Raw genomic sequence first — 25,113 nt, 5'->3', positions numbered from 1 at the left:
CTCCTCACCACCAATCGTTGAGGAGCGCTTTTCACGTAGCAGGACGTGTATCGATCTACTTCAGAGTCACCTTGTAATACAGCGGCTTCGACTTCCACGTAAAGATCACATCATCGACACGCTCGGAGTAGCCACCAGTGGAGTTGGTGTACCACAGCGGGATTGCTGGAAGGTCCTTCATGAGTACCGCTTGGGCATCGTTGACCCGCTCAACACTCTCCTCTTCGTTAGCTGCCGCCGCCGCTGTCTGCAGAAGCGAATCAAACTCGGGGTTGGAGTAGTCGGCGTCGTTAGTCGCAGCGCCCGTGGCATACAACGGTTCCAAGAAGCTCGACGGCGACGGGTATACCGACTGCCAGCCGGTGCGGAACGCACCCTCGATCGTCTTGTTCGTGACTTCATCACGCAGCGATTTGAAATCCGGATACGGCGCTGGCTGCGCATCAATGTCAAGGGTGTTTCGAATGAAGTTCACGACAGCATCGACCCACTCCTTGTGACTACCGTCGGAATTGTACGCCACGGTGAACGGCCCCTTGAATGGCTTCATCTCCTCCGCCTTGGCCCACAGCTCGCGCGCCTTGTCCGGGTTATAGGTCAGGACCTCGTTGCCAGGGATGTCTGTGGCACCGTCGTTAAGCACAGGCGATGTGAAATCCACCGCCGGGGTGTTCGTTTCTTGGAAAATGGTTTGGGTAATCTCCTCGCGGTCAATGGCCAAGGACAGTGCTTGTCGACGCAACGCCCCCGCCTCCCCGCTAAAGTTCTCATCCCCGGCGGGGATAGTAATGGACTGGAAAATTGCAGCAGGCTCGTTCACTGCGCGCTCGCCGAGATCAGTTTCAAAGTTGGCCATGGCCGAGGACGGCACCGAGTCCAAAACATCCAGGTTCCCCGAAAGCAAGTCAGCATAGGCCGCACTGGCGTCGGCATAGAAAACGAAGTTCAGACCATCGTTCTGCGCCTTGCGGTCACCTTCATACTTCTCGTTGGGAACGAGGATCGCATTCTGGTTATGGTTCCATTCCTGCAGCTTGTAAGGTCCACTTCCCACTGGGTTTTGGCCATAGGCGTCGATGTCATCGAAGGCTGATTCGTGCATGGGGAAAAAGACGGAATAGCCCAAACGAGTCTCGAAATCCGCTGTGGGCTCATCAAGTTCAATGGTGAACGTCTTCTCATCGACAACCTTGAGCCCTTCCATACTCTCTGCTCCTTCCTCGTAGCCCTTGATGGGCTCGAAGAAATACGCAGAGAGCATGCTGTTCTTTACAGCGTTGTTCCACGTATCGACGTAGTCCTGAGCACGCACCGGGGAGCCATCGGAGAACACCGCATCCTCCTTGAGCGTGACCTTGTACGTCACGTCATCGGTCTTCTCGATGCTCTCTGCCTGATCATTGTGAACCTCGCCGTTTTCATCGAAGTACACGAGTCCTGAGTAGATGAGGTCAATGAGCGTTGCTCCCGGTACATCGCTGGTATCCGCGGGGATGAGCGGCTTTTGGGGTTCAGTGGAGTTGGTGCTGATGAAATCAACATCCGCCGCATCACCGGATCCATCTCCTCCGCAGGCGGTCAGGCCAGCTACTGCGACAACTACGGCGAAGCTCGCGCCTACTTTTGTCCATTGCATGAGTTCTCCTTAGAGATATCGCGTGTGTGAACTCTCCCATAACGATACGGCGATATGTTGCGCTTCACTCAATAAATGCACTCTCCGCCGCCGGAACCTTGCGCAGATCCCCTGTGTAACGCCTGTCAACATCCTCGGCTCCTACCCCACGCTTTCTCCCCGACCGCACCACCGCCATACAGTCTTTTTTCGCGTTTTCGTAGCAACACAACCGCGCCAGCAAACATTATTGCGCGCTGATAAGCCCTTGGCAGCTGTCGTTGAATACCCATAAAACCTTTCACAGCTTGACCAATCCCTTTCCGACCTTCGTTAGCATGTGGGAGGTCGAATTCAGTAAGCGATAACGAACATCGCCTGATGACGGCTTTTCACTTTCATAAGACGTCCCCGATTTATTCCCAGGAGAAATAATATGAAGCGCATTTCCCGCAACCTCACCGCTGCCGCTCTGGCGAGCTCCCTCGCACTGGCTGGCGCCACCGCCGCCAACGCGGAGGAGAACACTGACGTAACCGTCAACGACGCCATCAACGCCATCACCGAGGCCGGCAACACCGACACCACCACTGACACCGAGAACGGTGGCACCGAAGGTGGCGGCGAGGCCGGCGAAGGCGAGACCGGCGGTGACGACGAGGCCAACCCGGGCAAGGACAACGAGGAGAATCCGGCCCCGGGCGAGGGCGAGACCACCCCAGGTGAGGGTCAGCCCACCCCGGGCGAGGGCGAGAACAACCCTGGTGACGGCAAGAAGCCGGAGGACGGCACGAACCCTGGTGACGGCAAGAACCCGGACGACGGCAAGAACCCGGACGAGAACAAGGAGAAGAGCTCCTTCGACGACATTAAGGCCAAGCTGTCTTCCGAGGAAGGCAAGCCGACCGATCTGGGCATCGCTGCCATCGTCCTCGGCGTCCTTGGCGCAATCGCTGCTGCCGTTCCGGCCGCTGCTCAGGCTCTGAACATCAAGCTTCCGTTCTAATCACTGAAGCTTGAACGTCCTAAGGGACGTCGTTAAGCACACAAGGCACCCCCACCACCATCGCGTGGATTGGGGGTGCCTTTGTGTGTTCATGGGGAGTACTCCCGAAAACCGAAGGTTTTTCGTCTTGCATCAGCCGCAGGCGTGGGATCTGGGTTACACTCCGAACCCAACCGGTACCGGTTAACGGAATGATTCATTCCACTTTCCATCACCCTTTCACCTACTACCTATTCTCGGAGTTCTTATGTCTAACTTCTCTCGCGGCCTGCTTGCCGCAACCCTGACCAGTTCACTCGCATTCGCTGGGGCCACCGCCGCCAGCGCCGAAGAAACCTCCATCTCCTGCGGTGCCCCGAAGGCTGAGTTCACTGCCACCGTCGACGGCAAGGAGCACACTTTTAAGAAAGTCAGCGAATTCCTGTGGCAGGCCACCGACGATGAAGAGGTCGAGCTAACCCGCGCCGATATTTTCAATCTGGCTAGGGATGGCGAAGACGTATGCGACTCCGAACCTATCGATATCGACGACGAGACCGACGGCAACACCGGCGGCGACGATGACGCTGACAACGGCGACGACGACGAGTCCGAGGGCGGTGACGATGACGCCGACAACGACGACGAGTCTGAGGGCGGCGACGACGAAGACTCCGAAAACGGCGACGACGACGAGTCGGAGGGCGACAAGGATAAAAACAAGGACAAGAGCTCCTTTGATGGCATCAAGGACGCACTGTCCTCCAAGGACGGCAAGCCGACCGACCTGGGCATCGCAGCAATCGTCATTGGCGTCCTTGGCGCACTGGCTGCAATCGTCCCGAATGCTGCACGCGCACTGGGCATCAAGCTTCCGTTCTAACCTGAAGCACTAAAACGCCATTTCTTCGGCGTTGACTAGTCACCCCCAATCACTTCATTCAAGTGATGGGGGTGTTTTCAATGTCCGGAAAACACCCGTTAGCTAAGGGTCAGATTAAAAATAGTCAAATTTATATTCAACACTGCGACATCCACCGCACGAGCAAACTACACTCTTGCCTCAGCCGATACCGGTTATCTGATTGGTTCTTAAACCTTTCCGATTCACTATTTTTCACTTCTATTTCATCTCTATTGGAGACAACATGAATAACTTCTCCCGCGGCCTGCTCGCCGCAACCCTGACTGGCTCTCTCGTATTCGCTGGCACCACCGTCGCTTCTGCTGAGGAAGCTGCCACCACTACCAACTGCGGTACCCCGAAGGCTGAGTTCACTGCCACGTCGACGGCAAGGAGCACACTTTCAAGAAGGTGAGCGAGTTCGCCTGGCAGGCCACCGACAATGCAGAGCTCACGTTGAGCCGCTTCGATGTCTTCCAAATGGCCAAGGACGGCGAAGCAGTATGCGACTCCGAATCGATCGACCTCGGCGATTGGGGCGCTTCCCAGGGCGGCCCGGGCAAGGTCGACTACGATATCGTCGACGGCGAGCGCCAGGATCCTGCACCTGTCGAGGACGAAGACAAGGACAAGGACAAGGACAAGAACGAGCAGGATAAGGATAAGGACAAAGACAAGGACAAGAACGAGCAGGATAAGGATAAGGACAAGAACCCGTCCGAAGACAAGGACAAGGACAAGAAGAGCTCCGTTAAGGATGAGCTCTCCTCCGAGGACAACAAGCCGACCCCGCTCGGCATCGCTGCTATCGTTGCCGGCGTTCTCGCCGTCATCGCAGCTGCCTTCCCGTTCGTCAAGAACGCCCTGAAGCTCTAAGTCTTTAACGCCTGTTGCACAGGCACCTAGTACCAGCGTCTCCGCGCCACAGCACCCGTGGCACGGGGGCGCTTTCACTTACCCCCACAACGCAGTTGCGGGACACACTTCACAAACTGACGTGATGCGGACTACACTAGGCACCCATAGATTGTTCAACAATTCGAGAACTATAGAAGAGGTGTCCTCCTGTCATGAGCACGCTGCACATAGACCTCAACGCTGACCTCGGCGAAACCACCGCCGGTAACCCCGTGGCCGATGACGCCGCGATGCTCCAGCTCGTCTCCTCCGCCAACGTCGCCACCGGCTTCCACGCCGGCGATCCGCACTCCATCGCGGGCACCCTCAAGGCGGCGGCTGAGGCAGGCGTCACCGTCGGCGCACACGTGGGCTATAACGACCCGGCAGCATTCGGGCGCCGCTTCATCGATTACGATCCTGCCGAGCTTGCCGACGAAGTCACCTACCAAATCGGTGCCCTCCAGGCCCTGGCCCAGGCCAACGGCACTCGTGTGTCCTACGTCAAGCCGCACGGCGCGATGTACAACACCATCGTCCACCACGAGGCCCAGGCCCACGCGGTTATCGACGGCATTAAGGCCTTCGGCGACCTGCCCGTCATGCTGCTGCCCGGCGGTGTCGCCGTCGACATTGCGGAGAAGAAGGGCCTGACCGTCATCCGCGAGGCCTTCGCGGACCGCAACTACAACCCCGATGGCACGCTCGTCTCGCGGCGAGAGGCGAATGCGGTAATGGGTGATGAGGGGGACGTCGTCAAGCGCGTGCTCGAAGTCGCTGAAACCGGATCCATCACGGCCATCGACGGCTCCGTGCTCAACGTGGATGCCCAGTCGGTGTGCACGCACGGTGATTCGCCCGGCGCGGTGCAACTGCTGCGCGGTGTGGTCAAGGAACTGCAGGCGCGCGGGATTGAGATTCGGAGCGCCATCTGATGCATATTCACCCCGTAGGAACGCGCGCGCTGCTCGTGGAGCTGGAGGACTTATCCCAGGTCATGGCGTGGCACGCGGCACTCGACGCCAATCCACTCAAGGACCAAGTCGATGCCATTGCCGCCGCCACGACCTTGCTGCTGACCTTTGCCACCCCGAACTCTGCCGCCGCTGCCGCCGAGAAACTGCAGGACTTCCACCCCACCGCGCAGGCGGGCGAGGGTCCGCGCTTTGTGGAAATCGACGTTCTCTATGACGGCGAGGACCTCGATGAGGCCGCCGAGTTGATGGGCATGTCGCGCGAAGGCCTCATTGACTGGCACACGTCCACCGAGTGGCTCGCCGCCTTCGGCGGATTCGCGCCAGGCTTTACCTATTGCACCCCGGCGGACCCGGCGCAGAACTTCAACATCGAGCGCCGCGCCACCCCACGCACCGCGGTGCCGGCGGGTGCCGTGGGTATTGCTGGCGGTTTCTCCGCTGTCTACCCGCGCGTCTCCCCCGGCGGCTGGCAGCTGCTGGGTACTACCTCGACGCCGATGTGGGAATCCGATGCCCACCCGCCAGCGCTGGTGCAGCCCGGTGACCGCGTACGCTACCGCGCGGTGAGCTCGCTGCCGGAGGTGGTGTCTACCATGCCTTTTGGCCGTCGCACCCCGGCGCGCCTGCCGCGCTTGGAAGTCCTCGACGCCGGCCTGCTCACCCTCTTCCAGGATCAGGGCCGCCCTGGCCGCGGCAACCTGGGCGTCACGCCCTCGGGTGCTGCGGACTTGGCTGCGGCAGCCACGGCCAACGTCGCGGTGGGCAACCCGCGCGGCGCCACCGTGCTGGAGAATATCGGCGGCATTCGCCTGCGCGCGCTGACCGACGCCGTCGTGTGCGTCACCGGCGCCCAATCCCGCGTCCTGCTAGACGATATGCCGGTGCACCTCGCACGCCCGGTGCTCGTCACCGCTGGTTCGACGGTAACCGTGGATCCCGCAACGGTGGGCCTGCGCAGCTACATCGCCATCCGCGGCGGCATCGTGGCGGATGCGGAGCTGGGCTCAGCCTCCACCGACGTGCTCTCCGGACTGGGGCCTGCCCCGGTGCGGCTGGGCGATGTCATTGGTGTCCTCCCCCGCTCCACCGCAATGACCGATGCGCAGCTGAGCAACCCCATGCGCGTTCGCGAAGGCGCGCACGGACAGACCGAGGGTGTGCTGCGCTGCGTGCTCGGCCCGCGCGATGACTGGTTTACGCCCGAAAGCCTGGAGGCCTTCCTGGCCACGGAGTGGACTGTGACCGCGCAGTCCAACCGCGTGGGCGTGCGCCTGGTCGGCCCGGAGGGATCCGTGTCTTTGGGTCGCGCCCGCGAGGGCGAGCTGCCCTCGGAGGGCATGGTCGCAGGCTCCGTCCAGGTTCCGCCGAGTGGTGAGCCCGTGATTTTCCTCCGCGATCACGCCGTGACCGGCGGCTACCCGGTCATCGCCACTGTCCTTGAAGAAGATATTGACATTGCCGCGCAGCTCCCGCCGGGAGCGACGGTCCGCTTTGAACTCGCTTAAACACTAGTAAAGGAACACCCACCCATGATCTCTGCAGTCCTTATTGCTAATCGCGGCGAGATCGCCGTCCGTATTGCCCGCACCGCGCGTGACCTGGGCATCCGCTCCATCGCCATTTACTCCGAAGCCGATGCCGGCGCCCTGCACGCCCAGGTGGCAGACGAAGCTTATGCGCTTCCCGGCAACTCCGCGGCGGATACCTACATGAACATCCCGGCGCTCCTCGATATCGCCGTGCGCGCCGGCGCTGACGCCATTCACCCCGGTTATGGCTTCCTTTCGGAGAACGCGGACTTTGCCCGCACCGTGGCGGAGGCCGGCCTGACGTGGATCGGCCCGTCGCCGGAGTCCATCGAGCTGCTCGGTGACAAGATTGCCGCGCGCCGCGTGGCCGAGGAGGTCGGCGCCCCGCTGGCACCGGGTACCTCCGATCCCATCGATGACTGGCAGGAGGCCCGTGCCTTCGCCGAGGAGCACGGCCTGCCCATCGCGATTAAGGCTGCCTACGGCGGCGGCGGACGCGGCCTCAAGGTGGTGGAAAACCTCGAGGACATCGAGGCCGCCTTCAACTCCGCCGGCCGCGAGGCCAAGGAGGCTTTCGGGCGCGCGGAATGTTACGTGGAGAAGTTCCTAACCCACCCGCGCCACGTAGAGGCGCAGATTCTGGCTGATACGCACGGCAACGTCGCCGTGCTGGGCACCCGCGATTGCTCCACGCAGCGCCGCTTCCAGAAGCTCATCGAGGAGGCCCCGGCGCCTGCGCTTTCCGACGAGCAGCGCACCGGCATCCACGAAGGCGCCCGCGCCATCTGCGCGAAGGTGGGCTACACCGGTGCCGGCACCGTCGAGTACATCGTCTCCGAGGATGGCACGATCTCCTTCCTCGAGGTCAATACCCGCGTGCAGGTGGAGCACCCAGTGACTGAGATGGTCACGGGCGTGGACATCATTGCCGAGCAATTCCGCATCGCCTCCGGCGAGCCCCTCTCCTTCGCGTCCGGCGCGTCTGAAGCGCACGCTTCAGACGCTTCAGACCCAGAATCGAACGGCCACGCCTTCGAGTTCCGCATCAACGCCGAAGACATCCTCAACGGCTTCGCTCCCTGCCCCGGCACCGTCGTGCGCTTTGAGCCGCCGACGGGCCCTGGCATCCGCGTGGATTCCGGCGTGCGCTCCGGATCCATCGTGCCGCCCTACTATGACTCGCTCGTGGCCAAGCTACTGGTGTGGGGGCCGACCCGCGAGATCGCGTTGAAGCGCGCGCAGCAGGCCCTCCAGGAATTCGACATCGACGGTGTTCGCACCGTGCTGCCCTTCCACCGCGATATGGTCTCCTCCCAGGTGCTCGTGGACCACGGCGACGCCGATGCCGCGGCCGGCATCTACACCGACTGGCTCGACCACAACTACCGCCCCTCCGCGGAAGCTACGAGCACTACCGTCCCTGTCGAGGCAATCTACGCGCAGCGCACCCGCGTTGCGCTGGAAATCGACGGCAAGCTGGTCAGCGTGGGCTTCCCCACGGAGATGTTGTCGCAGGGGCCGGTGAAGGGGGCGTCGGCAAGCGCGGCCTCCGGCGCCAGCGCCAGCGGTAACGAAGTGACCTGCCCTTACGAGGCCAACCTCGTGGCGTGGAACGTGGCGGACGGCGAGGCCGTCGAGGAAGGCCAGGCCATCGCCACGATTGAGGCCATGAAGATGGAATCCGCGGTCAAGGCTCCCGCTGCAGGCAGGCTGAGCCGTGTTGCGAAGGAAGGATCCAGGCTGGAACCGGGCGCGGTGATCGCCACGATTTCTTAAGCGGCGGGCTACTGTAAGTCGCATGCTTGCAGATTCCGTCGCCTCCGCGCTTCGCGCCGCCATCTCCGAGGGCGAGTACATGCCCGGACATCAGCTCAGCGAGGTCCGCGCCGCCGAGCGCTTCGAATGCTCCCGCAACACCTTGCGGGAGTCTTTCGCCATGCTCGCTTCCGAGCGCATCGTGGAGCGCATCCCACACAGAGGCGTGTTCATCGCCACCCCTGATGCCGATTTCGTGCGCGATCTGTACTTTGCGCGCGCCGCCATCGAGCCGGCCGCGGCGCGCTATGCCGCCTTCGAGGACCCGGGCGAGCTGGTGCGGCTGACCGAATCCGCCGTGCTTTCCGACGCTCCCCGCCCCCTCATCAACCAGCGCTTCCACCGGCAGTTGGTCGCTGGCTTGGGCTCGCCGACGCTGGACCGCTCCATGTCGCACCTGCTGGCGCGGATGCGCTTGACCTTCTTGTTGACGCTGGAGCGCTACCCGCAGATTCACGATAATCACGTCCAAGCCAACATCGACTTGGCCCACCTCATTGCGCAAGGCGAGCGTGAGGCCGCCGCCGATGCCTGCCGAGCGGACTTGATGCGCGCGATGGATTCGATTCTCCGGGTCCTTTAACTGCGCCTCCGCGGCACAGGGCCGCCAGCGTTTGCAGGTACTTCTTCGCCCGCGGATCCAGCTTCGCCCGCGGGTCCGTTGTGCCCCACAGGTCCGCCATCTCCCGCGGGCCTGCCCTGCGTTTACGGGCCTTTTTCGCCCGCGGGACCGTTTTCGCTTGCGCGAACGGCTATTGACCGGCTTCGATACAGTTCGCAGATGGCATCTTCTAAAAGGCATCAGTCAAAAGGCGTTTTCACACCTAAAAACGCCTTTTGGGTTGCACACATGGCGTTTTTAGCCCCAAAGACACCTTTTGGCGGATGCCATCTGCGGGATGCCTTTTGTGAGATGCCATCTGGTGACGAGCCACGCGGCAGCGTACTCGGCGCCGTAGTCGGCGGTGCGCCGCGATTAGTGTGAGGCGTCTAGTCACGGAAGGTAGTGCCGCGGCGTGGAGCAGAATGACGAGACCCGAAAGCACTCCAGCCGCTGCGGCAGTAACTAAGGGATGAGGAAATCGCGGTCTGGGATATCGGTGACGAGCATCTTGCCCGGGGCATGCGTGATAGCCAGGCTGGGCCGCGAGTTCATCACGATGGCCTGCGGGGTCACGCCGCACGCCCAAAAGACCGGGATGGTGCCCTCGGGAATGTCGACAGCTTCGCCGAAATCGGGATGCGATAGGTCCTCGATGCCGATGGCGGCGGGGTCGCCCACGTGAACCGGGGCGCCATGGACGCCCGGGTAGCGGGAGGTGATGCGGACGGCATCGGAAACCTGGCTCGCAGGAATCGGGCGCATGGAGACCACCATGGGCCCCGAAAAGACGCCGGCCGGCGCGCAGGGAATCGTGGTGCGATACATCGGTACATTGCGCCCCTGGTCAATGTGAGCGATGGAAATGCCGTTTTCCACGAGCGCATTCTCAAAGGTGAAGGAACAACCGATGAGGAAGGAGACGATGTCGTCGGAGTAGAACGGGGAAGCGTCGTCAAGCGTCTGCGTAAGCTGGCCGTCCTCGTAGATGTTGTAGGCCGGGATGTCGGTGCGGATGTCCCCGCCCGGGATGAGGTCAGAGGTGAACTGCCCGGCCTCCAGCACGCCCACGATGGGGCACGGCTTGGGATTGCGCTGAGCGAAGAGGAGGAAATCAAAAGCGTACTCGCTCGGCAGCGCGATGAGGTTGGCCTGCATGAAGCCGCGGGCGTGGCCGGCGGTGGTGGTCATGTCGTGTGCGCGGGCAAAGGCGCGCACCTCTGATGGGGTCTGCATCATGCCCATAGGTTAACGATTCCGGAGATGGATTTGATACCGATGAAGATTTCCAGCACGAGCGCTAGCACGCCAGCGATGAGGAGCCACATCGGCTGCTTGACACCGTGGGTGAGGTCGTGGCGCTTGAACGCGACCCACATGATCATGGCGAAGGCGATAGGCAGGATGATGCCGTTGAAGGCGCCCGCGAAGATGAGGAGCTTCTGCGGCGCGGAGTTGAGAATGCCGTAGAGGATGGCGCAGACCACGATGAACCCGACGGTCAGGAAGTTGCGGGTGCGCGGGCTGACCTTCTGAGTGGTCACGAAGGTGATGGAGGTGTAGGAGGCACCGATAACGGAGGACAGACCTGCGGCGAAGAGGACGACGCCGAAGGCGCGGAGGCCGAACTCGCCGGCGGCGTGGCGGAAGGCATCGGCAGCGGTGTTGTCCTCAGAGAGCGCGACACCGGTAGACACAACACCGAGGACCGCGAGGAAGAGCAGCACGCGCATGATGCCGGTGACAATGATGCCGAGAACGGAGGTCTTGGTAATCGCGTTGACGTTCTCCGGGCCCGAGAGGCCGGAGTCGATGAGGCGGTGTGCACCGGCGAAGGTGATGTAGCCGCCCACCGTACCGCCGATGAGAGTGGTGATGACGAAGAAATCGACGCTCTCCGGCATGACGGTGTTCTTCAGGGCCTCGCCTACCGGCGGCTGGGAAACAATCGCCACGTAGAGCATGAGCAGAATCATGATGGCGCCCAGCGCGGCGACGATGCGGTCCAATGCTATGCCTGCGCGCTTGGACAGGAAGATGAAGATGGCGATGGCGGAAGCGATGAGGCCACCAATGCGGGCATCGATGCCGAGCATGGCGTTCAGACCCAAGCCGGAGCCGGCGATATTGCCGATATTAAAAACCATGCCGCCGATGAAGACCAGGATGGCGAGGAACCATCCGAGGCCGGGCAGAACGGTGTTGCCCAGCTCGTTGGCACGCATACCGGAGATGGCAAGCACGCGCCACACGTTCAGCTGAATGGCGATGTCGACGATGATCGACAGCGCAATGGCGAAGGCGAAGGCCGCGCCCATTTGGACGGTGAAGACGGAAGTTTGGGTCAAAAAGCCGGGACCGATGGCGGAGGTGGCCATGAGGAACATGGCGCCGGCCATGGCGCCAATGCCCTTGGGAGGCTGCGCTTGTGTAGGCGCGTTCTGGGCGGCTTCCCGGGAAGCGGAGGGGTTGGTGGGTTCCGAACTCATTGTTGGGCACCTTTCGTGACGAAGGTCGCATTAAACGTTGGTGAAAGCATAGAGGTTGTTCAACAATCTGTAAACAGCGCGGGGGTGGCGCACGTTACACCCTTGCCAAAATTGCAGCAGCCCACACACCCTGGCCGCACACCGTTGCGCACCTCCAAAAGGTGACCTAGGATACTAAGTTAACTAATCATCATTCGTATTCATCAACGGAGGAACCCATGCCCCAGGACATCTACATCGCCGGGGCTGCACGCCTGCCCATCGGCAAATTTGGCGGCAGCCTCGCGCGCCTCTCCCTCACCGAACTTGGCTCCCTGGCCGCCGAAGCAGCTATTGATCGTTCGGGGCTTTCCGGCGCCGACCTCGACACTGCCGTGGCTTCCAATGTCATGCCCGTCGTGCCGAAGGACCTCTACCTCTCCCGGGCGATTGCCAAGAACGTGGGCATGCCAGACTCCTCCACCGCCATGGGAGTCAACCGACTCTGCGGCTCCGGCGTCCAGGCCGTCATTAGCGCGGCACAGCTGCTGCAGTCTGGCGACGGCTCCCTGGCCCTTACTGTCGGCGCGGAATCCATGAGCAACGCGCCCTATTCCGTCGAAGGCGCACGCTTTGGCAAGCGCATGGGCGACGGCAAACTCTACGACTGGCTGACCGGTGCGCTCTCCTGTCCCTTCGGCACCGGCCACATGGGCGTGACGGCGGAGAACGTTGCCTCCGATAACAACATCTCCCGCGAGCGCCAGGACGAGTTCGCCGCCGAGTCCCAGGAGCGCGCCGCCAAGGCTCGCACGGAAGGCGTCCACGCGGAAGAAATCGTCCCGGTCGGCGAGCTGGACTTTGATGAGGCGGTGCGGGAGACGGACGTCGAGAAGCTGGCGAAGCTCAAGCCCGTCTTTGTTAAGGACGGAACCGTCACCGCCGGCAACGCCTCCGGCATCAACGATGGTGCGGCAGCCGCCGTGCTGGCCACCGCGGAAGAGGTGGCCAAGCGTGGCTTGGACCCGCTGGCGAAGATTGTGTCCTGGTCCATCGCGGGCGTGGACCCGACGCGTATGGGCATCGGCCCTATCGCTGCCGTCCCGAAGGCTTTAGAAAAGGCCGGCCTGAGCTTGGAGGATATCGACCTCATTGAGTCTAACGAGGCCTTCGCCGCCCAGGCCATCGCCGTGCAGGACCAGCTGGGCTTCGACCCGGCGAAGACGAATGTTTACGGCGGCGCCGTTGCACACGGCCACCCGGTCGGTGCCACGGGCGTCATCCTGCTCACCAAGCTGGCTTATGCGCTACGCCGAGAGGGCAAGCGCTATGGCCTAGTCACCATGTGCATCGGCGGCGGTCAGGGAATCGCCATGATTATTGAGAATGGAGCGAAGTAAATGAGCATCACCAAGGTAGCCGTCATCGGCGCAGGTTCTATGGGTTCGGGCATCGCCGCGCTGTGTGCGTCGGCGGGCATGGACGTCGTGCTGCTGGACCAGAACGCAGAGGGCGCTCAGAAGGGCGTCGAGATCCAGCTCAAGCGCAAGGGTTTCCACCTGCCGGAGTTCGCCGAGCGCGTGCGCGCCAGCGATGACTACGCCCTGTTGGAGGACCGCGAGTGGGTCATCGAGGCCATCTTCGAGGACTTGGGCGCCAAGCACTCTCTCTACCAGGCCATCGAGCCTCATTTGCCCGCGGATGCTCTATTGAGCTCGAATACCTCTACCCTGCCGCTGGCTTCACTCCTTGAGGGTGTGCCGGAGGCCCGCCGCGACAAGTTCGCCATCACGCACTTCTTCAACCCACCGAAGGTCATGCGCTTGGTGGAGCTCATCGCGTCTGGCCCGACAGAGGCTGCTCTGCGCACGACCATCGAGCAAACCCTGGGCAAGATTGCGCTCGAGTGCCGCGACACCCCGGGCTTTATTGCCAACCGCGTGGGCTGTTACTGGATGGCCGCCGGCGTGGCCCGCGCCCGCGAGTTCGGCGTGAGCTACGAGCTTGCCGACGCTTCCTTCGGCCGCGCCTTCGGCATTCCCCGTACCGGCATTTTCGGGCTGCTCGATTACATCGGTCTCCAGCTGGTCAAACCGATTTGGACGTCTTTGGAGACTGCCCTGCCGGCGGGCGATCCGCTGCTTGACGTCCCCCTCGGTGATGACGAGTTCATCGAAGGTCTCGTCTCTCGGGGGCTGACCGGCCGAACCGGTGAGGGTGGCTTCTACCGCGGTCGTAATGAGGTCATCAACGCTTCCTACGAATACGTACCTCGCTCAACGTTGTCCGATCCCGTCGTGGGTCTCAAGGATCCTCGCGAGGTCATGGACACCGACTCCCCCGGCGGCCGCTTCGCCCGCGCGGTCTTCCTCGACACGCTGGCGTATTGCTGCGAGGTCGCACCCTCCATCGCGGAGCACGTGGGCCTCATCGACGAGGGCCTTACTCTTGGTTTCGGCTGGAAGAAGGGCATCTTCGCGCTTGCCGACGCCATCGGCATCGACTGGGTCGCCTCCGCCTACGGCTCCAACGTCCCGGCCTTGGTCTCCGCCGCGGCTTCGGCGGGCGGTTTTTACGGCAAGGGCTCGGTGCTCTCTTCTCAGGGAGAACGTCAGGAACTCGCGCCGCGCGAGGGTGTTGTCACCCTGGCTTCTCTGGATGCGGAGACCATCGTGTCTCAGGAGGCGGGCGCTGTCCACGCGGTCTCCACCCCGGCTGGCCGCATCGGCATCATCGACCTACACACCCCGATGAACTCCCTGCCAACGCCAGCCCTCGAAGTCATCCGTGCCGCTCTGGGCGCCGTGACCTCGGAGAACCTCGTCGCGCTGGTTATTGGTAATGACAAGCCGGTTTTCTGCGCGGGCGCAGACCTCGCTTCCATCGCTTCCGCTGGTGAGTCCGGCGATGCCTCGCTCGTCGAATCCCTCCTTTCGGACGGCTCGACCACCCTACGCGCCCTTAAGTTCGCCCCGGTTCCGGTCGTGGCCGCTGTGCGTGACGTCGCTCTGGGCGGCGGCTTCGAAACCGCTCTGGCCTGCGACCGCATCGTGGCCCACGCCGATACCCGCCTTGGCTTCCCGGAGCGCACCGTGGGCCTCTACCCCGGCTGGACCGGCACCATCTCCTCGCTGGAGCGCCTCAAGGCGGCCGGTGTCGAAGACTATCACCAGAAGGCCTTCGATTTCATCGCGTCCGCCCGCAACTTCTCGTCTGCTTTCGAGGCACAGAAGGCTGGCTTTTTGTCCTCGGATGATGTCGTGCTCATGTCCTACGACCACGTCCTCGCCCGCGCTATGGAGGAGGCCGCCACCCTGGCCGGCTCCTACACCCCGCCGGCCGATGAGGAGATTGAGATGTACTCCGGCTCCCCCGCCCTCGACCGCGATTGGCCTATCGAGGGCACCACCGAGAATGACCACGTCATCGTGGCCAAGCTCGCCGAGATGTACACCGGCTCCGGCTCGCTGAGCTTCACCGAGTTCTGCGACCGCGAGGTGGAGTACGACGTACCGCTGGTCCTCCTGCCCGCCAACGTGGAGCGCGCCAAGCACATGGCCGCGACCCGCAAGCCGCTCAACAACTAGCCTGCGCCACCCTCATCGCAAATGGTCCCCTTACTCTGGTCCCCTTTACTCAGCAAAGGGACCATTTGTATGGGGTTTTGGTGTGGAGATGGTCCCTTATCAGCACTAAGAAACCAAAGTAGAAGGACCATCTAAACTCGGCGGTGCTTGATGAGGCTCGCTTTCCACCCCACCACTATGCGCTACGGTGCGACCTCACAGCCTTGAGCGCTGCCCGCACCTCACTGACCACTCGTGGTCTTTCATAAAGCAATTCGCTCGGGGAATACGGCAAGACAACAAAGCCTAGATTCTGGATGTGCTTTTCACGCTGCCGCTCCGCCCGGATGACCTCATCCACCGGTTTGCCGTAGGTGATTCCGTCATATTTCACATGCCCATCAATAACGAGTTGGACGCGATTTTCGTAGATAAGCGCAGTAGCGGGCAAGGCACGTTCGTCCCGATTGACTTTGACGCGGTCGTCAAAGCACGCACAAGACGTGTGAAGCTAACATTGTAAGTATTGTGGGCTCGCTACACCACAACGCTGGCCCAGCCGGGCCAGCGTCACTACAGCTACGACCGGTTCCGCCAACTGGTTGCCTCCCATGTCGACGCGGCCGGGCTGACCGCCCGGATCACCCATGCACCAGGGCATACGATGCAGGTGGATTGGGCAGGTACGAAAATGCGCCTGTACGACCCTTCAAGCACACCGGGGTGAAAGTCACCATTTTCGTTGCTTTGTTGCCGTATTCAGGGATGCTCTTTGCATGTGCGTGTGCTGACCAGCGGCAGGGCCTGACCCCCGGAAAGTAGACACGTCGGGGGTTAGCTATGCTGCTTGGGTCAGTGTAGCTGATGTGAGCGCTTCGAAGGCATCAGGGGCTAGAAGGTTGCACCAGTAGTGCCGTCTGCGCGTGTTGTAGCGCATGCACCACCGGAAGACTTCCTGACGGCAGACGATGGGATTGTCAAAGACTTTCCGATCACGCAGAACTTCACGCTTTAAGGTGGCGTTAAACGATTCTGCTAGGGCATTATCGGCACTTGTACCCACTGCTCCCATGGATTGGCGTACACCAAGTTGGGCGCAGTGGTCCCTAAATGCCTGTGAGGTGTACACACTACCGTGGTCGGAATGGAAAATTGCCCCTTTAAGGCTTCCGCGGATTTTCCTGGCATGAGACAAAGCCTCGATAACCAGCGATACCCGCATGTGATCGGCGAGTGCATGTCCGACGAGTTTGCGCGAGTAGACGTCGATGACTGTGGCAAGGTACATGTTCTTGCCTCCCTTACACGGCAGGTAGGTGATATCGCCTACATAGACCTGGTTCGGCTTATCAGCGGTGAATTTGCGGCCTACTAAATCTGGCATGACGCGGTGGCCAGGCTTGCGCCTGGTGGTGATGCACCGACGCCGTTTAGTAAAGCCTTGTTATGTCCATAGGGTTTTTGGACATGGAGTCCGGTGTCTTTTTGGACACGGAATCCATGGAGGTCTTGGACACTTCTAGCGGTTTATGGTTGTTGCCTGCGTTTGGGCCGGGGTTTGGATAGTTTCGGGTTCATCCGTGGTGGTTGGCGGTGTTTCATTCCTTCAACGAGGTTGATGTTGATCTGGCCACCTGGTGGCCTGTGGCTCAACGTGATCGGCAGTGGCACGCTGAAGAGGAATTCACCGTCATGGGCCGTGTAGAACTCCGCAACGTTATCGGCTGTGACTGTGGAGTAGAGTCTGCGGTTTTTAAACCTCAGACCAATGTAGAGACCGAAGCCGCACACGCGTACAACGCCATCTTTGCTTACGCAGAGTTGGTCTGGGATGCCCCAATGGTTTGTTGATTGTGTCGTCAGCGCCGTTAGTGTTGGGGTATCGGTGGGAGGTATGCCTTGCAAAGCTGCCATGTCATCGGTGTTGGCCTCGTGTGAAGTTGCCGCTTCCGCGGGGCCGTTGAGCTTTTCGGATACTGCTTGTGGGTTGTGTGCTTGGTTATAGGCGACTATGCGGGCCCAGACCTGCTCGGGATCGAGTGGATGCTGAGGTGATGGTGCTTTGGGGAAGGTATCGAAAGCTTGGCGTGGGGTGATGTGCATTTTGCCGATAAGCAGTGATTGGTGCCGTCGTCGTTCGTTGTAGACCTGGCGGTATTCAGCCAGATATGTGTTGACCTCAGCAAGGCTGACTGGGTGGCGTGCATCGAGGAACTGGGTCAACGTGCGGTGAGAGCGCTCGTCTTTTCCCTGGGTTGTCAGGGCGAAACCAGCAATAGCAAGAACACCTTGGCTGGCGAGCCAGGTTTCAGTAGCAGAGAGAAAGCCACGGTGGTAGGTGGCGAACGCATCGCCATTGTCGGAAAGGATTTCTTGAGGTTTGCCGTAGGCAGCGAACGCTGCGGCCAGTACGGCGCGTGCGTCAGTACCGTTTTCTGGCAGGGCGAACGCTGTGGTTCCGACATCGAATCTGCTGGCATCATCGATAATCTGGTAAATCGTGACATGTGTGTGGGCATGGTCAAAGAGGCGATAGACCAGTCCATCGATTTGCCAGAGTTCACCGACGCGATCACGGGCGAAGCGCTTATAGGAGCTGCGTGGCCGTTTGCGGGCATTGGCATCAACAAACCCCAGTTCATGCAGCCACGAGGCGATTGTAGAACGCGATGGGGTGTAATCTGCGCCTACAGTGTCGAACAAAAAGTAGTAGATCGACCAAGGCCCATAATCCAAGCCTTGCTCCATTAACTGTTGTCTGGCGTGGACGACTGCGATTTTATCGGCCTCGTCAAACTTCTTAATCGGATTCTTCGGGGCAGTCGAATCCGGCACAATACCTGCGCGCCCCTTCTGCGCTATCCGGTGTTTGATGTTGTGGTACGTCTGCCGCGAGATCCCTAATTCTTTGCAAAACTGTGTTGGGGTTGCCCGCAAATTGTGGACACGTAGCGGAGCTACCCAGTGGTTAGGCAGCTATTTCTTTTCTGCTGATAATTGAGCCGGCGTGGTTCTCGAAGTCGACGGGGCTGACCATCCCGAGTGCGGAGTGCCGGCGCCGGCGGTTGTAGACGACTTCAATCCAGTAGGCAACAGCCTTACGCGCGGCATCACGGGTAGGCCAACGCTTACGGTCATAGAATTCGGTTTTAAGCGTCGACCAGAACGACTCAGCCATCGCGTTATCGAAGCACACGCCAGTACGCCCCACAGACTGAGCAATGCCTAGGCTGCGGCACACCTCCCAGAGCTTCTCACTGGTAAATTGCGTTCCGCGGTCAGCGTGAAACACCAGCCCATCAGGAACATCACCGCGCAGCGTATGCGCCATCCGCAGGGCCCGTTCGACCAGGGATGTATCTTGCACGCTATCCATAGCCCAGCCCAATACTCTGCGGGAATGGCCATCGCGGACTGCACATAAGTACAACCAGCCCTCACCGGTGCGCAAGTAGGTAATATCCGACATCCACACCCGGTTGAGCTCACCAGTATCAAACATGCGTTTAACCAGGTCAGGAAGCGTGGATTTACGCTTGGCTTGAATGGTTGTCACCGGGACAAAGGCACGCGGTGAAATCCCTTCAATGCCCATCATGCGCATCCGCTTCGCCACAGTCTTACGGTTAAGCGAAATGCGGTAGCGCTCGGCAAGCTCTGCGGTGATCCGCGGAGCACCATAAACCTCATCGGAGTCTTTCCAAATCTGATGAATCTTTCGGTCAACATCATCGTAAAATGCTGCCCGATCATCCTTTCCGGATAGTCGTTTCTGCTGCACATGGGCCCATTTGTAGTATCCAGACCGAGACACTTTTAATAGCCGTGCCATGCGTTTGATGCTGTAGTTTGCCTTCTCCTGCTGCATTAGTTCGAACTTTTCTGCTCGCGTTGCTTCGCGGCGAAGAAGGCTGTCGCTTTTGACAAAAACTCGTTATCCATCTTTGCTTCAGCCAACTCACGGCGCAGACGAGCATTCTCAGCTCGGAGGTCAGCCTCGCTCATCCCATCTGAGGCTCCTCGGCGTTCACGCTCGAGTTTGACCCACCGGCCTAAAAGCCCGGCGGAAACACCAATCTCTTTAGCCACATGGGCAATCGGGCGCTCTGACTCGATTACCAGGTTCGCGGCCTCACGCCGGTACTCAGGCGTGTACTTCTTGCGCTGTTGACTCACAATGAACATCCTCTCTTACGGACACAAGATCCGTACAAATAGGGTGTCCACTAAACGAGGGTAACCTCAGTGTGACCGTCTTGCCGTCACGAACGGGATCGAAATCTGCGACCTTTCTACGCTTATGCAATGGAATAGCCATCCGGCTATTCCACCGCCGCAAACGTCCAAAAAGCCACTAGACATCCCGTCCAAAAACATCCTGGACTCCGTGTCCAAAAAGTCGCTAGACATCACACGTTTAGTAAAGCCTTTCAGGCCCATGGATTTCATGATGCGTGCGACCTTCTTGTGATTGATCGGAGGAAAGTCCGTATCGTCGTTGAGGCTTGCAGCGATGCGTTTAGCACCATAAAGCCCGTGCTCATCATCGAAGATGGCCTTGATTCGTGTCAATCCGACGGCAACATCACACTCACCACTTTTCTGTAGACATAAGACCTAGACCCCGCTAGACACGTGTAAAACAATGCTAGGAACGGCCCTATTTTACAGGAAACATTCTGCCGCATACCGGCGTAACAATAGGGTGTACCCCAGGTGCCCCTACCAGCGCCCGCAGTTGAAGGCTTAACCTACCAAATGGTAAAGTTAGCTATATGCGAACCAGTCAGCGCTCCGAGATCCTGGAAGCTGCCCTCCGCGTCATGAACGCAGCGGAGGGTGGCGACATTACCCTTGACGCAGTGGCCCACGAGGCCGGGCTCACCAAACCGGGATTGCTATATCACTTCCGCAACCGCGACGTACTGCTCGCCGCGATCGTCGACCACGCTGCGGCCAACGTCGAGAACGACATGACTGCCACCCTTGGCAAGCCCCTCGAGAACGCCAACGCCACCGAGCGGCTCCTGAGCTACGTTCACGTCGCCGCCCACGGGGCCGCCAAGCGCGCCGAGTTCATCATCTGGGGCCAAGCGACGTATCGGCCCGAACTCACCGAACCGTGGACTACGCGGATGGGCCGCTGGCTCGAACTCCCGGACGATCTCGACGCCGCCACCCGAGCCAGGCTGACCACCGCCCGACTCGCCGCCGACGGACTCTGGGGCGCCCAGGCCACAGGTGTGTCCACCCTCCACGGCGCGGATCTCGAAGCCGTCGTCTCCAGCATTCGCTCCCTGATCGAAGGAACAACCCCATGAAGCAGTGGTTCCTGCTCGCTGGCGCCATCACTACCGAAGTGGCGGCGACGCTGTCTCTCAAGGCGGCGCTCAATCACCCATCCTGGTACATCGTGGTTGCTGCCGGATACATCGGCACTTTCGTCTTCCTCACCTTCTGCCTGCGCGAAGGAATGCAGATCGGCGTCGCCTATGGCATCTGGGGAGCCAGCGGGGTCGTGCTCGCCGCCGTGCTATCCGCCGCGATTTTCGGTGAACCTCTGACCGCTGTGATGGGTCTTGGAATGGTTGCGATCATCAGCGGTGTCCTCACCGTCGAACTCGGCTCCCAGAAAGCTCAGCAAACCGCAGCCCAGGAAGCAGGAGTCAACTCATGAGATGGATCTTCCTCGCAGGCGCCATCTTGTCCGAAGTCGTCGCGACCATGTCGCTACGAGCCTCCGACGGTGGCCGGGTGAAGAAATGGTTCATCGGCGTCATCGCGGGGTATCTCGTGGCGTTCGTCGCCTTAAGTCTCGCCTTGGCCGACGGCATGGCCCTTGGCGTCGCCTACGGCATCTGGGCAGCATCCGGCGTAGCTCTCACCGCGATCCTCGCCCGGGTCATCTTCCACGAACCCCTCACCCGAACCATGGCCCTCGGCATCCTCCTCATCGCCGTCGGAGTTCTCACCGTTGAACTCGGCGCCAACTTGGCGAACTGACGCATTTCCGCAGGTAAACCAGGCAGATTGGTGTGCTGCACCACGAGGCGCACAGACAAAGGCTCCCCAATGAGCGCCTGTGGGCCTAGCGTTGTGGATGTGATCACCTGTGTCGTCCACTACACCATCGACCCCGACCAGATCGCAGCCTTTGAACAGTTCGCCCGCGCTTGGATGCGGCATGTCGACGAACACGGCGGCACCCACCACGGGTACTACCTACCCGCGGAAGGTGTGAGTGACCGTGCGGAATCCCTGTTCAGCTTCCCCAGCCTGGCTGCCTACGAGCAGTACCGCACCTTGTTCGGCACCCACTCGGACTTCATCGCCGCTGACCGGATTCGAGACGAGTCCGAGTGCGTCCTGCGGTACGAGCGCACCTTCATGCGGCCGCTCCTACCCCAGGGACACTGAAAGGGACTCCGGCAGCACGCTCGGCACAACCCACAACGCCGCAGGTCAGCGCGTACAGATGGGTGTACTCTATATAACTAATATTACCTACGGAGATGGAATGATTGATTTTTTAGCGTGGAGTGGATCTGGGGCGGTCGTCGGGTCTTTTGCGACAATACTTTTCAATTACGTTAGAAACCGGAAAGTTGACAAGCAAAAGGAAAAATCTCTCGCCGATAGTAAGTTAGAGAAGAAGCGCATTCGGCAAATGGAGGCCGTTAGATCTGTCCTAGGGGAAACGCTAGAAGAAATGCAGCTTATAAGTAAGCCGCATGAAGTAGACAAGCTCGTATCTTCTGAAGAAGACTTTTCGGAAATTTCTAAGACGCTTGTGCAGAAATACCGTTTTCGAGTGAAGTCGGAGTTGGCAAAAGCGGATCCATTTGTATGTGATCCTTCAGTCAGGGAAAGCTTCGACAAGATTAAAGAAGCAGTATCTGATGAATGGTACGGTGATTTCCTTTTTGTTGTCGATTTCGCGACCGAGCGAAATGATGCCGAGGGGGTCATTCGTACATTTAGCGAGTATCTAGCAAAAGTAGCGGCAATTACAAACGAGGCACTTTCTAAGGCAGTGGAAGCATTGGACTCAGATGGACTTCCATTAACTGAGCTGGAAAGCGGCCCCGAGGTTGTCGAAAAAGGTCAGACGGAAGCGCCGTTGACGGGACGGGCAAGGAACTACTCTTGCATTAATCGTCTTGTCGCTCTGTGTGGTTTCTTCATCTTTGTTATAGAGGTATGCCACATGTTTGCGTCCCCTGCGGGAAGTGCTGAACAATTCGGTAGTGGTTTCGCGGCACTTCTTGCCTTAGTCGGTTTCGCTGTGTTTCTGACTAGATCTTGTTGGATGCGGAGAGCTTCTAAATGTGGGTATCAAGTGACCGATAATCCGGACGATTATTCCCTAGAGAGAACCACGTTTTTTGCTTGGGTGCTTTTGGCTATCGTGCTGTTCATCGAAGCTTTGACCCCTATAAGTCTTAGCGATTTGGGCATAAAAACGGTGGGGGGCTGGATTATTGCTCTGGCTTTTTGGACTCCCATTGTCAATGTAATTGGTTCAGGTTGGGGAAAGTTAAAAGCAACAAAAACTAACGGAGACAAAATTGTTTGGCCGTGTAGTTGGGGGATGAATAGTGACGTGAAGCGGTGACCGACATTGTTTATGAAGCTCGGGACGCGCACCTGTGCGCCCTATTCATCAAAGCCCACGAGGGTGCTGGAGATTACGAGTACGCGCTAGACGCCGCCAAACACCTACAGGTAATACAAGCGGAGTTGCCTGCCACTTCCCCACTGGCCCGCGACGCTGGCATACTCGCTAAGTTCGTGCGTGTAGCACAGAGGAATTTGTCTCAACAATGGCCCGCAGATAATCCAGATGAACTTACAGACTTAGCCACCAGTCTCAAAGAACGGCTGGAAGCTACGCGCTAAAGGAAACTCCCCTAGTGCTTCTCGTCGTTGGAAGCACTAGGGGAGAAGCCACCTACGGGGGTGCGGGAGTCGTGGCTTTTTATTTTCCTTCCGTCCGACTATGCGCCGGGGGAAGCGCGCTGCGGACACCCAAAACCATACCGCCTTACAGCGCGCCCGCAACCGGAGCGAAAAATAGGACAAACAATGGGTTATCATCGCGGCATGGCAGTTAACACCACACCGTATATATCTTTCCCAGGTAACGCCCGCGACGTATTCGACTATTATTATTCGGTTTTCGGTGGTGATCTCGAGATTCTGACGTATGGCGAGCAGCTAGATAGTGGAGTTGAGTTCCCCTTCGATCCGCCACGTGACGCCATCGCTCACGGCACTCTTCGCGGTCCTTTTACTCTTGGTGGAGGTGACGATTTGCAGAACTCTCGTGATCGCCTCACACCAGGAGATATCGGATTCACCGTCGAGTTTGATTCCGTGGAAGAAGCTGAAAAGATCTACGCTGCGCTAGCCGACGGCGGCGATGCGTCCATGCCTTTCGCCAAGGCGCCGTGGGGCGACTACTTCGGCATGGTGGTCGACCGCTTCGGTGTTGGCTTCAACATTACGGTCCCAGCTAGTGCTAGTTCGTTGGAGAAACAGGCTCAAAGGATGATTCGGGCCGAAGGGATCGACCTGAGTAGGGCTGCGCACGAACGTGCTCATGATGTGGCCGTGATGCTCAGAGATTTCAACGCGGAATTCGATACCCCGTGCCCGACGATCGATGTTCTTGCCGAGCGTTTCGAGCGCCTTCTTCGACGCGACGATGTCGTTGTCTGCATCGCAGATAGTGGCGAGCACCCCGTGGGCTTCGCTTTCTTGACACTTCGACCTAGTCCATACTACGCGGGGCCCATCGCGATGCTTGAAGAGCTTTACGTTTGCTCCGAACGCCGAGGACAGGGGATAGGCACTGCCATCATGGACCTAGTGGAGGCCGCACTGTCCGAGGCACACGTCACCGAAATCCAGATCAACGTTGACGAAGTGGATGTTGATGCCCGCCGCTTCTATGAAAGGCGCGGATTCTCTCATCACGAGAGCGGGCAAGATTACCGCATGTTCTGCTACATCAAGGAGCTCACGCGTTCGCCCAGCTAGCCCTCGTGGCTGCCTAAGCGCAAAGCAAAGTCTCAGCACATCAATCCGGTAGAAAGCACTGAAGCCACAACTGCCCAGGCACGGCGAAAGGCGGTGTCTTGAGACATCGATCCTCTGCGACTTTTCCGCACCGAAGTGACGGCTGCTGGAAATAGGCCCGTGTGAGGCCCAGCTGTGCTGCTTCTAGCGCTTTCAGGAGCAGTTTCAGAAGTGTGTCTCAACCTATGGACGACTGCTGATGTCGGAACTAGGTCTCGCACACCTGTCACTGTCATTCACCGTAGATAAGGGCTAAAAATTCACAAGTTTCTGGCCCTTATCTGCCGTGAATGTGGGATATAATTAGACCCATGTTGATTTCAGGTACCGCTTTCTTGCGGTTGCGCACCAACCGCTAAGGCGGTTTCCTACCCCGTAGGTTAAAAACCGCTCCGGTCCTTTAGCCGGGCGGCTATTTGTCATGCCCGGCTCCCTTTCAAATCCAAGGAGCACACCTGATGTCTGCATACGGACACGGGTGCTGTTGCAAAGTTGGGCGGAGAGCCGAGACGACCCAGTTTCTCATTTCCTGATGGCCGCTGCGTGCCGGCGTTCTCAGGCCGTCTCGAAGACCCGGTTGACGATCACCGCGTCCGGATTGGGGTGCCCATAAGCAAACATCGTGCCCTGACCTTTCCGTAATGAATGCATCGCTTCCATCCCTTTCAACGTCCG

22 protein-coding genes and 4 pseudogenes are annotated in these 25,113 nt (G+C 59.7%); 17 read left to right on the top strand and 9 right to left on the bottom strand.

Translation table 11 applies throughout. The features are described 5' to 3' along the window. Positions 1–55: 55 nt before the first annotated feature. Positions 56–1,636, bottom strand: a complete 1,581-nt coding sequence (locus tag FME68_RS09345; RefSeq protein ID WP_158397397.1) for a peptide ABC transporter substrate-binding protein — start codon at positions 1,634–1,636, stop codon at positions 56–58. A 415-nt stretch (positions 1,637–2,051) separates the two neighbouring features. On the opposite strand from FME68_RS09345, the gene FME68_RS09340 reads away from it, so the two are divergent. The 8 genes from FME68_RS09340 to FME68_RS09305 all read left to right on the top strand — a co-directional run bounded on the left by FME68_RS09340 (position 2,052) and on the right by FME68_RS09305 (position 9,305). Further along, positions 2,052–2,621, top strand: a complete 570-nt coding sequence (locus tag FME68_RS09340) for a hypothetical protein (RefSeq protein ID WP_158397396.1) — start codon at positions 2,052–2,054, stop codon at positions 2,619–2,621. Positions 2,622–2,868: 247 nt separating this feature from the next. Beyond that, the gene (locus FME68_RS13300; RefSeq protein WP_230308956.1) at positions 2,869–3,483 is read left to right on the top strand and encodes a hypothetical protein; all 615 of its coding nucleotides are present in this window, start codon (positions 2,869–2,871) and stop codon (positions 3,481–3,483) included. A 265-nt stretch (positions 3,484–3,748) separates the two neighbouring features. Next, positions 3,749–3,919, top strand: a complete 171-nt coding sequence (locus FME68_RS09330) for a hypothetical protein (protein ID WP_158397395.1) — start codon at positions 3,749–3,751, stop codon at positions 3,917–3,919. Next, entirely contained in the window at positions 3,916–4,380 is a 465-nt protein-coding gene (locus tag FME68_RS13060) for a hypothetical protein (protein ID WP_195914101.1), read from the top strand. The genes FME68_RS09330 and FME68_RS13060 overlap by 4 nt, the downstream gene beginning before the upstream one ends. A gap of 194 nt (positions 4,381–4,574) precedes the next feature. Continuing rightward, positions 4,575–5,336, top strand: coding sequence for a 5-oxoprolinase subunit PxpA (locus tag FME68_RS09320; RefSeq protein WP_158397394.1), 762 nt, complete (start codon positions 4,575–4,577; stop codon positions 5,334–5,336). Continuing rightward, positions 5,336–6,883, top strand: coding sequence for a 5-oxoprolinase subunit B/C family protein (locus FME68_RS09315; protein WP_158397393.1), 1,548 nt, complete (start codon positions 5,336–5,338; stop codon positions 6,881–6,883). The genes FME68_RS09320 and FME68_RS09315 overlap by 1 nt, the downstream gene beginning before the upstream one ends. Positions 6,884–6,907: 24 nt before the next feature. Continuing rightward, positions 6,908–8,683 carry an acetyl/propionyl/methylcrotonyl-CoA carboxylase subunit alpha gene (locus tag FME68_RS09310; protein WP_158397392.1) on the top strand — a complete coding sequence of 592 codons (1,776 nt, stop codon included), beginning with the start codon at positions 6,908–6,910 and terminating at the stop codon, positions 8,681–8,683. A 22-nt stretch (positions 8,684–8,705) separates the two neighbouring features. Next, positions 8,706–9,305: a GntR family transcriptional regulator gene (locus FME68_RS09305; protein ID WP_158397391.1), complete on the top strand. Its 600-nt coding sequence runs from the start codon at positions 8,706–8,708 to the stop codon at positions 9,303–9,305. Between the two features lie 483 nt (positions 9,306–9,788). Here FME68_RS09305 and FME68_RS09300 read toward each other — a convergent pair whose 3' ends face one another. Both FME68_RS09300 and FME68_RS09295 read right to left on the bottom strand, forming a co-directional pair. Continuing rightward, entirely contained in the window at positions 9,789–10,568 is a 780-nt protein-coding gene (locus FME68_RS09300; RefSeq protein WP_372343009.1) for a putative hydro-lyase, read from the bottom strand. Beyond that, positions 10,559–11,722 (bottom strand): NRAMP family divalent metal transporter, encoded by a 1,164-nt coding sequence (locus tag FME68_RS09295; RefSeq protein ID WP_180963917.1) that lies wholly within the window; start codon positions 11,720–11,722, stop codon positions 10,559–10,561. The genes FME68_RS09300 and FME68_RS09295 overlap by 10 nt, the downstream gene beginning before the upstream one ends. A gap of 308 nt (positions 11,723–12,030) precedes the next feature. On the opposite strand from FME68_RS09295, the gene FME68_RS09290 reads away from it, so the two are divergent. Together FME68_RS09290 and FME68_RS13410 are read left to right on the top strand one after the other, a co-directional pair. After that, on the top strand, positions 12,031–13,191 hold the full coding sequence (locus FME68_RS09290) for an acetyl-CoA C-acyltransferase (protein WP_158397390.1): 1,161 nt from the start codon (positions 12,031–12,033) through the stop codon (positions 13,189–13,191). Continuing rightward, entirely contained in the window at positions 13,192–15,378 is a 2,187-nt protein-coding gene (locus tag FME68_RS13410; RefSeq protein WP_158397389.1) for a 3-hydroxyacyl-CoA dehydrogenase/enoyl-CoA hydratase family protein, read from the top strand. An 817-nt stretch (positions 15,379–16,195) separates the two neighbouring features. Here the strand turns inward: FME68_RS13410 and FME68_RS09280 are convergent. From FME68_RS09280 to FME68_RS13510, 5 genes and pseudogenes are all read right to left on the bottom strand, one after another. Further along, positions 16,196–16,801, bottom strand: a pseudogene (locus tag FME68_RS09280) (IS3 family transposase); the annotation flags it as partial. 83 nt (positions 16,802–16,884) lie between these two features. Further along, positions 16,885–18,192 (bottom strand): DDE-type integrase/transposase/recombinase, encoded by a 1,308-nt coding sequence (locus tag FME68_RS09275; protein WP_328287795.1) that lies wholly within the window; start codon positions 18,190–18,192, stop codon positions 16,885–16,887. Positions 18,193–18,325: 133 nt separating this feature from the next. Further along, a protein-coding gene (locus FME68_RS09270; protein ID WP_144269212.1) for an IS3 family transposase occupies positions 18,326–19,542 on the bottom strand; the annotation gives its coding sequence in 2 pieces (ribosomal slippage) (positions 18,326–19,281 and positions 19,281–19,542; 1,218 coding nt in all). Positions 19,543–19,603: 61 nt separating this feature from the next. Next, positions 19,604–19,675 (bottom strand): annotated as a pseudogene (locus FME68_RS13515) (helix-turn-helix domain-containing protein); the annotation flags it as partial. A 107-nt stretch (positions 19,676–19,782) separates the two neighbouring features. Continuing rightward, a pseudogene (locus FME68_RS13510) lies at positions 19,783–19,929 on the bottom strand (helix-turn-helix domain-containing protein); the annotation flags it as partial. Between the two features lie 203 nt (positions 19,930–20,132). Between FME68_RS13510 and FME68_RS09260 the strand changes: the two are divergent. The 7 genes from FME68_RS09260 to FME68_RS13450 all read left to right on the top strand — a co-directional run bounded on the left by FME68_RS09260 (position 20,133) and on the right by FME68_RS13450 (position 24,797). Next, on the top strand, positions 20,133–20,678 hold the full coding sequence (locus FME68_RS09260; RefSeq protein ID WP_034666346.1) for a TetR/AcrR family transcriptional regulator: 546 nt from the start codon (positions 20,133–20,135) through the stop codon (positions 20,676–20,678). Continuing rightward, complete coding sequence (locus tag FME68_RS09255; protein ID WP_048733039.1) at positions 20,675–21,034, top strand: DMT family transporter; 360 nt, start codon at positions 20,675–20,677, stop codon at positions 21,032–21,034. Before FME68_RS09260 ends, FME68_RS09255 begins: the two co-directional genes overlap by 4 nt. Further along, the gene (locus FME68_RS09250) at positions 21,031–21,360 is read left to right on the top strand and encodes a DMT family transporter (RefSeq protein ID WP_003849969.1); all 330 of its coding nucleotides are present in this window, start codon (positions 21,031–21,033) and stop codon (positions 21,358–21,360) included. The genes FME68_RS09255 and FME68_RS09250 overlap by 4 nt, the downstream gene beginning before the upstream one ends. A gap of 99 nt (positions 21,361–21,459) precedes the next feature. Next, on the top strand, positions 21,460–21,774 hold the full coding sequence (locus FME68_RS09245; RefSeq protein WP_174232238.1) for an NIPSNAP family protein: 315 nt from the start codon (positions 21,460–21,462) through the stop codon (positions 21,772–21,774). Positions 21,775–21,874: 100 nt separating this feature from the next. Further along, on the top strand, positions 21,875–22,972 hold the full coding sequence (locus FME68_RS09240; protein WP_110302294.1) for a hypothetical protein: 1,098 nt from the start codon (positions 21,875–21,877) through the stop codon (positions 22,970–22,972). Positions 22,973–23,907: 935 nt separating this feature from the next. Continuing rightward, the gene (locus FME68_RS09230; protein WP_216361697.1) at positions 23,908–24,399 is read left to right on the top strand and encodes a GNAT family N-acetyltransferase; all 492 of its coding nucleotides are present in this window, start codon (positions 23,908–23,910) and stop codon (positions 24,397–24,399) included. Positions 24,400–24,728: 329 nt separating this feature from the next. Further along, positions 24,729–24,797, top strand: a complete 69-nt coding sequence (locus tag FME68_RS13450) for an erythromycin resistance leader peptide (protein ID WP_158397431.1) — start codon at positions 24,729–24,731, stop codon at positions 24,795–24,797. A gap of 196 nt (positions 24,798–24,993) precedes the next feature. On the opposite strand, the pseudogene FME68_RS09220 reads toward FME68_RS13450, so the two are convergent. Continuing rightward, positions 24,994–25,113: pseudogene (locus tag FME68_RS09220) on the bottom strand (IS6 family transposase); the annotation flags it as partial.

Source organism: Corynebacterium hiratae, assembly GCF_009708045.1.
Classification (GTDB): domain Bacteria; phylum Actinomycetota; class Actinomycetes; order Mycobacteriales; family Mycobacteriaceae; genus Corynebacterium; species Corynebacterium hiratae.
Note: the sequence above shows the minus strand (reverse complement) of the source record. Positions and strands in the feature narration are given on the sequence as shown.

Coding starts and splice junctions, on each gene's coding strand:
- FME68_RS09290 (WP_158397390.1), top strand. CDS start 12,031: ATGCCCCAGGACATCTACATCGCCGGGGCTGCACGCCTGCCCATCGGC.
- FME68_RS13300 (WP_230308956.1), top strand. CDS start 2,869: ATGTCTAACTTCTCTCGCGGCCTGCTTGCCGCAACCCTGACCAGTTCA.
- FME68_RS09300 (WP_372343009.1), bottom strand. CDS start 10,568: ATGGGCATGATGCAGACCCCATCAGAGGTGCGCGCCTTTGCCCGCGCA.
- FME68_RS09320 (WP_158397394.1), top strand. CDS start 4,575: ATGAGCACGCTGCACATAGACCTCAACGCTGACCTCGGCGAAACCACC.
- FME68_RS09250 (WP_003849969.1), top strand. CDS start 21,031: ATGAGATGGATCTTCCTCGCAGGCGCCATCTTGTCCGAAGTCGTCGCG.
- FME68_RS09340 (WP_158397396.1), top strand. CDS start 2,052: ATGAAGCGCATTTCCCGCAACCTCACCGCTGCCGCTCTGGCGAGCTCC.
- FME68_RS09260 (WP_034666346.1), top strand. CDS start 20,133: ATGCGAACCAGTCAGCGCTCCGAGATCCTGGAAGCTGCCCTCCGCGTC.
- FME68_RS09295 (WP_180963917.1), bottom strand. CDS start 11,722: ATGGCCGGCGCCATGTTCCTCATGGCCACCTCCGCCATCGGTCCCGGC.
- FME68_RS09345 (WP_158397397.1), bottom strand. CDS start 1,636: ATGCAATGGACAAAAGTAGGCGCGAGCTTCGCCGTAGTTGTCGCAGTA.
- FME68_RS09305 (WP_158397391.1), top strand. CDS start 8,706: ATGCTTGCAGATTCCGTCGCCTCCGCGCTTCGCGCCGCCATCTCCGAG.
- FME68_RS09310 (WP_158397392.1), top strand. CDS start 6,908: ATGATCTCTGCAGTCCTTATTGCTAATCGCGGCGAGATCGCCGTCCGT.
- FME68_RS09315 (WP_158397393.1), top strand. CDS start 5,336: ATGCATATTCACCCCGTAGGAACGCGCGCGCTGCTCGTGGAGCTGGAG.
- FME68_RS09230 (WP_216361697.1), top strand. CDS start 23,908: ATGATTCGGGCCGAAGGGATCGACCTGAGTAGGGCTGCGCACGAACGT.
- FME68_RS09240 (WP_110302294.1), top strand. CDS start 21,875: ATGATTGATTTTTTAGCGTGGAGTGGATCTGGGGCGGTCGTCGGGTCT.
- FME68_RS09330 (WP_158397395.1), top strand. CDS start 3,749: ATGAATAACTTCTCCCGCGGCCTGCTCGCCGCAACCCTGACTGGCTCT.
- FME68_RS13410 (WP_158397389.1), top strand. CDS start 13,192: ATGAGCATCACCAAGGTAGCCGTCATCGGCGCAGGTTCTATGGGTTCG.
- FME68_RS09255 (WP_048733039.1), top strand. CDS start 20,675: ATGAAGCAGTGGTTCCTGCTCGCTGGCGCCATCACTACCGAAGTGGCG.